Annotated in this window: 5 protein-coding genes; all 5 read left to right on the top strand. The window is 59.9% G+C overall.

Features of this window, described 5'->3' with window-relative positions; all coding sequences use genetic code 11:
- On the top strand, positions 1-1136 hold a 1136-nt coding region (gene fliF / locus ACPLUI_RS10660; RefSeq protein WP_424660244.1), incomplete at its 5' end, for a flagellar basal-body MS-ring/collar protein FliF.
- 7 nt (positions 1137-1143) lie between these two features.
- The gene (gene fliG, locus ACPLUI_RS10655) at positions 1144-2145 is read left to right on the top strand and encodes a flagellar motor switch protein FliG (protein WP_424660243.1); all 1002 of its coding nucleotides are present in this window, start codon (positions 1144-1146) and stop codon (positions 2143-2145) included.
- Positions 2129-2908 carry a FliH/SctL family protein gene (locus ACPLUI_RS10650; protein WP_424660242.1) on the top strand — a complete coding sequence of 260 codons (780 nt, stop codon included), beginning with the start codon at positions 2129-2131 and terminating at the stop codon, positions 2906-2908. The genes fliG and ACPLUI_RS10650 overlap by 17 nt, the downstream gene beginning before the upstream one ends.
- 54 nt (positions 2909-2962) lie before the next feature.
- Complete coding sequence (fliI, locus tag ACPLUI_RS10645; protein ID WP_424660245.1) at positions 2963-4279, top strand: flagellar protein export ATPase FliI; 1317 nt, start codon at positions 2963-2965, stop codon at positions 4277-4279.
- Positions 4280-4360: 81 nt separating this feature from the next.
- A complete protein-coding gene (fliJ, locus tag ACPLUI_RS10640; RefSeq protein WP_424660241.1) occupies positions 4361-4798 on the top strand; it encodes a flagellar export protein FliJ in 438 nt (145 codons plus the stop codon).
- Positions 4799-5108: the final 310 nt, after the last annotated feature.

The raw sequence follows: 5108 nt of genomic DNA, 5'->3' as shown, positions 1-5108 counted from the left end.
TACAGGAAGAACTCCGCCGTACCATTACAAGTCTTGACGAGGTGGAACAGGCGCGGGTACACCTGGTCCTCCCCAGGGAGAGTCTCTTTCTGGACAACCAGGTGGAACCTTCTGCTTCGATAGCTTTAAAACTTAAAAGCGAATTGAAGCCCGAACAGGTTAAGGGCATTATGGACCTGGTAGTCGGCAGCGTCCAGGGGATGAAGCCGGAAAACGTACACATCATCGACATGGAGGGCAACGTCTTAAGCGACAACCTGGCCCTGGCCGACGAGCGGGCCAAGCTGGCGCGCCTGTCGATGGACCAATACCAGGTACGCCGGCAGTACGAAAAAGAGCTGGAGACACGCATCCAGCAGATGTTGGCCAGAATCCTGGGGCCGAACAAGGCGGTGGCCATGGTGACGGCCGACCTGGACTTTGACCAGCGCCAGACCACCACCACCACCGTCCAGCCGGGACAGACATTGAGCCAGCAAACCATTACCGAGAATGGCTCGGGCACGGGTGCGGCTGGAGGGGGGGGAACTACCACCTCTCAACCACCAGGAAGTACCATTCCCGCTTTAACGGGCGGCAATTCCCGGTACCAGAAGCAGCAGACCACCACCAACTACCAGCTGGGCAGCCAGCAGCAGACCCTGGTTGCCGCGCCGGGAACCCTGCGGCGGCTTTCGGTGGCCGTGGTTTTAAACGGCAACTACAGCGCCCCCCAGTTACAGCAGGTGCAGGACATGGTCGCAGCAGCGGTGGGGCTGCAGCAAAACAGGGGGGACCAGATCAACGTTTCGGCCATGCCCTTTGACACCAGTTACCTGGACCAAGCTCGACGGGAAATGGCGCAACCTCCCACCTCGCTGGCAGGTCTGAAAAAATACTGGCCCGCGGCGGTGGGGGCGGTCGGGCTGTTAATTGGCCTGCTCCTGTTGTTCCTGTTGGTCCGCCGCAGGCGTCGCCGTGAATATGAACTGGAAACCCTGGAAGAGGTGGCCAGGAGGCCGGTGGAAACCGGATATGTGCCGGCGGCACCTGAAGAAAAGCCCGCGCAGCCCAGCAGGACTCAGCAAATCAGGGACATAGCCCGGGAAAAACCGGCTCAAGTGGCCGAGATTTTAAAAGTGTGGCTCAAGGAGTAGATGCGTCGTGGTTGGCAGGCTGACCGGTTTACAAAAGGCGGCGATTCTCCTGATCGCCCTGGGCGCAGAGCTGTCCGCCAGGGTGCTGAAGCATTTCCCGGACGATGAAATAGAAATGCTCACGCAGCAGATTTCCATGCTGGAAAGCGTACCCAAAGAAGTCCAGCAGGCAGTACTGGAAGAGTTCCTGGAATTGAGCAAAGCGCGGGAATACCTGATGCACGGGGGTTACAAGTATGCCCGGGAAGTACTGGAAAAAGCCGTGGGTCCCCAGCGGGCTGAAGAAATACTCAATAAGGTATCGGTGGCCATTCAAAAAGTTCCTTTCAGCAACCTGCGCCGGACAGACCCGAAGCATTTGCTCAACTTCATCCGGGACGAGCACCCGCAGACCATTGCCCTGATCATCACCCACCTGGTACCGGAGCAGGCAGCGGTAATCCTTTCCTCCCTGCCTCCGGAAAAACAGAGCGATGTCGCCCGGCGGATAGCGGTCATCGACCGCACACCCCCGGAGGTAATAAAGGAAGTGGAGAAGGTTCTGGAAAGAAAACTTTCGATGGTGGTTCAACAGGACCAGACGGCAGGCGGTGTAAAAACTCTGGTCAATATTTTAAACCGGGTGGACCGCAGCACAGAAAAAACCATCCTGGAAGAACTGGAGGTTTCCGACCCGGACCTGGCCGACGAAGTGCGCAAGATGATGTTTGTTTTCGAAGACATCGTCAAACTTCACGATACCGCCATACAGCGAGTGCTGCGGGAGGTCGACACCAAAGACCTTGCCAGGGCCATGCGGGGAGCCAACGAAGAAGTCAACGAGCGCATATTCAAGAACATGTCCCGCCGGGCAGCCGATATGCTGCGGGAGGAAATCCAGTTTATGGGTCCGGTACGCCTGCGCGAAGTGGAAGAAGCCCAGCAGCGCATAGTGCAGATTATACGCCGTCTGGACGAAACGGGCGAGATTATCATCGCACGGGGTGGAGAGGATGCGATCATTATTTAGGATCATCCGGGGCGGCGTATCCTGCGATGAGGAGCCTGTTTTCGTAACCCTGCGCTACGACTTCCCCGTACTGCCTTTAAGCCGGGACGAACACCACGGCGGCAACGGGAACGGCCGGGGGAAAATGGCCTCGCTGGATGAAACCCGGGGAAAAAGCGAAGAAATCCTGGCCGCAGCTCGGAGGGAAGCCTCGGCCATACTTGAGCAGGCACGACAGGAGGCTGAAGCGCTGGCCCGGGAAGAGGCGGCCCGCGCCAGGGAGGAAGGGCTGCAGGCCGGGAGGGAAGAGGGTTACCGGGAAGGTTACCGGAAGGCACTGGAGGATGCGGCCGCTGAAGCCCAGGCCCTGCGGGAGGAGGCCAGGCAGGTGCTGCTGCAGGCGGAAGAAATCCGCCGGGCCACTCTGGAAGGCCTGGAGGGGGAATTGGTGGCCCTGGCCCGGGAAATGGCAGAAAAGATCGTGGCTGCCCAGTTGACCATCGACCCCGCCATAGTGCTGAACATAGTGCGGGAGGCTCTGGAAGCTGCCCGGATACGTGAACAGGTGGTTGTTTATGTAAACCCGGAACAGAAGAAGTTGGTGGAAGAAAGACGGGAGGAAATACTCCTGTCGCTGCCCCCCGGTGCAGTCCTGAATATTATCGGCGATCCGGCCATAAAACCGGGTGAATGCCGCATCGAAACGGCCGATGGCAGGGTGGACGCCACCCTTGAGTCACGCTGGCAGGCCCTGGAGAAAGTGTTGGTGCCAGGCACCTATTAACTTATTATTAACTTATTGGGGAACAGGGTGGACTGGAAAGTGGGAACAACGCAGATGGCTTTACCCCAGATCGACCTGGAACGCTGGCGCCAGCGGGTGCGTTCGGCCAGGCTGCTGCGCCCCACCGGGCAGGTGGTGCGGGTCATCGGCTTGACTGTGGAAGTGCGGGGCATTGCCGCCCGCATCGGTGAAATCTGCGACATCCAGGTACCGGGTGAAGCACCGGTGGTGGCCGAAGTGGTGGGTTTCCGGGAAGATGTCACCCTGCTCATGCCGCTGGGGGAACTGCGGGGCATCTTCCCCGGCTGCAGCGTGGTGCCCCGGGGCCGGGGCCTGTCGGTGGCAGTGGGTGAACACCTGCTGGGGAGAGTACTGGACGGGCTGGGCCGGCCCATGGACGGCCGGGATCTCCTTGCCCCAGACCAGTGTTACGTACCGGTAGACAATTCCCCGCCCAACCCCCTGTACAGGCAGCGCATCACACAGGTGTTCTCCACCGGGGTACGGGCCATCGATGCCTTTCTCACCTGCGGCCGCGGACAGCGCCTGGGTATTTTTGCCGGCAGCGGGGTGGGCAAGAGTACGCTCCTGGGCATGGTGGCCAGGTACAGCAGTGCGGATGTAAATGTGATCGCTCTGGTGGGGGAGCGGGGCCGGGAAGTTCGCGACTTCATTGAAGGGGACCTGGGTCCGGAAGGCCTGGCCCGTTCGGTGGTGGTGGCCGCCACTTCGGACCAGCCTGCGCTGGTGCGGGTCAAGGCCGCCTTTCTGGCCAGCGCCATTGCCGAATATTTCCGCGATGAGGGTAAAGACGTACTGCTTCTCATGGATTCGGTCACCCGTTTTGCCATGGCCCAGCGGGAAGTGGGCCTGGCTATCGGCGAGCCCCCGACCAGCCGGGGTTACACCCCGTCGGTTTTCGCCCTGCTGCCCCGTCTGCTGGAACGTTCGGGAATGGGGACCACGGGTTCCATCACCGCCTTTTATACCGTGCTGGTAGAGGGGGACGACCTCAACGAACCCATTACCGACGCCGTGCGGGGCATTCTGGACGGGCATATCGTCCTGACCCGGGAAATGGCGGCCCGGAACCACTACCCGGCCATCGATGTACTGCAGAGCGTAAGCCGGCTAATGCCGGAGATAGCGGACGCCGAACACCTGGCCCGGGTGGGCCGGCTGCGGGACCTGCTGGCCACCTACCGCCAGTCGGAGGACTTGATCAACATCGGTGCTTACGCACCCGGGTCCAACCCCCGGATTGACGCCGCGGTGAAGGCCTATCCGCGCATTGTGCAGTTCTTGCGCCAGGACATGCACGAGTACAGCAGCTTTGAGGAAACGATGAAGACCCTGCCGGGTCCCGGGTAAACGGTGGTCCCGTCCGGCGGTACAATGGCTGCTGCTTTCGGTGCAGTTTATCGCAAACATGAAGGTTGAGGAGTGTCCGGCATGCGCAAATTTCGTTTTCGCCTGCAGCCCGTACTGCAGTTCAGGGAACAAAAGGAAGAACAGGCCCTCCTGGCTCACTCCCGGGCACAGCGGGAATACCTGGACCGGGTGGAAGAGCTCAACAGGACAAACTCCCTGCTGGAAGAGAGCTTCACCGTTTGCAACGAAGGGCCAATGCGGTTGGAGAACCAATTTCACCTTCAGCTCTGGCGGGAGCGGCTTATAAACGACCGGGACTGCCGCCGGGAGGACGTGGCCAGAGCCGGTGAGAAGCTGGAACGCTGCCGGATGGAAGCCCTCGAAGCCCGGCACCAGCGGATGATTTTGCAAAAGCTGAAGGAAAAGCAGCTACAAGCCCACATCCTGGAGGCAAACCGGGCCGACCAAAAGGAAGTGGACGAACAGGGACTCAGGCTGTTCTGGTGTCGCCGGAATTAGGCAGTAAGCCCGGCTGCGGGTTCATTTTTACCCCAACAGGCGGGAAGCCGGATAGTACTGCGACAAGTCCTGCAGTTTGAGCTGCCGGAGGAGGTGATGGTAAAAAAAACGAAAAGGAAGATTTTTGCAAAGGAGGTGAAACGGCCATGGAAATCAATTCCACACCCCGTGTGGTGGAACAGCCATCTTCTCCGGGCGCCATTGCATCCGGTACACCCGGTTCCAGCACTTTTCTTGACCTGTTAATGCAACTGCTCGGCACAACCGGGGAAGGGGCGGCCACTGCAAACGCAGCCGGTGGGGATTTCAA

Origin of the sequence: Desulfofundulus sp. (assembly GCF_049701015.1) — a bacterium.
Taxonomy (GTDB): Bacteria; Bacillota; Desulfotomaculia; order Desulfotomaculales; family Desulfovirgulaceae; genus Desulfofundulus.
This window is presented reverse-complemented; position numbering and strand designations above follow the sequence as displayed.

Bases quoted from the DNA above. Each gene is read 5' to 3' on its own strand.
- ACPLUI_RS10650 (WP_424660242.1), top strand. From the start codon at position 2,129: ATGCGATCATTATTTAGGATCATCCGGGGCGGCGTATCCTGCGATGAG.
- fliI (WP_424660245.1), top strand. From the start codon at position 2,963: ATGGCTTTACCCCAGATCGACCTGGAACGCTGGCGCCAGCGGGTGCGT.
- fliJ (WP_424660241.1), top strand. From the start codon at position 4,361: ATGCGCAAATTTCGTTTTCGCCTGCAGCCCGTACTGCAGTTCAGGGAA.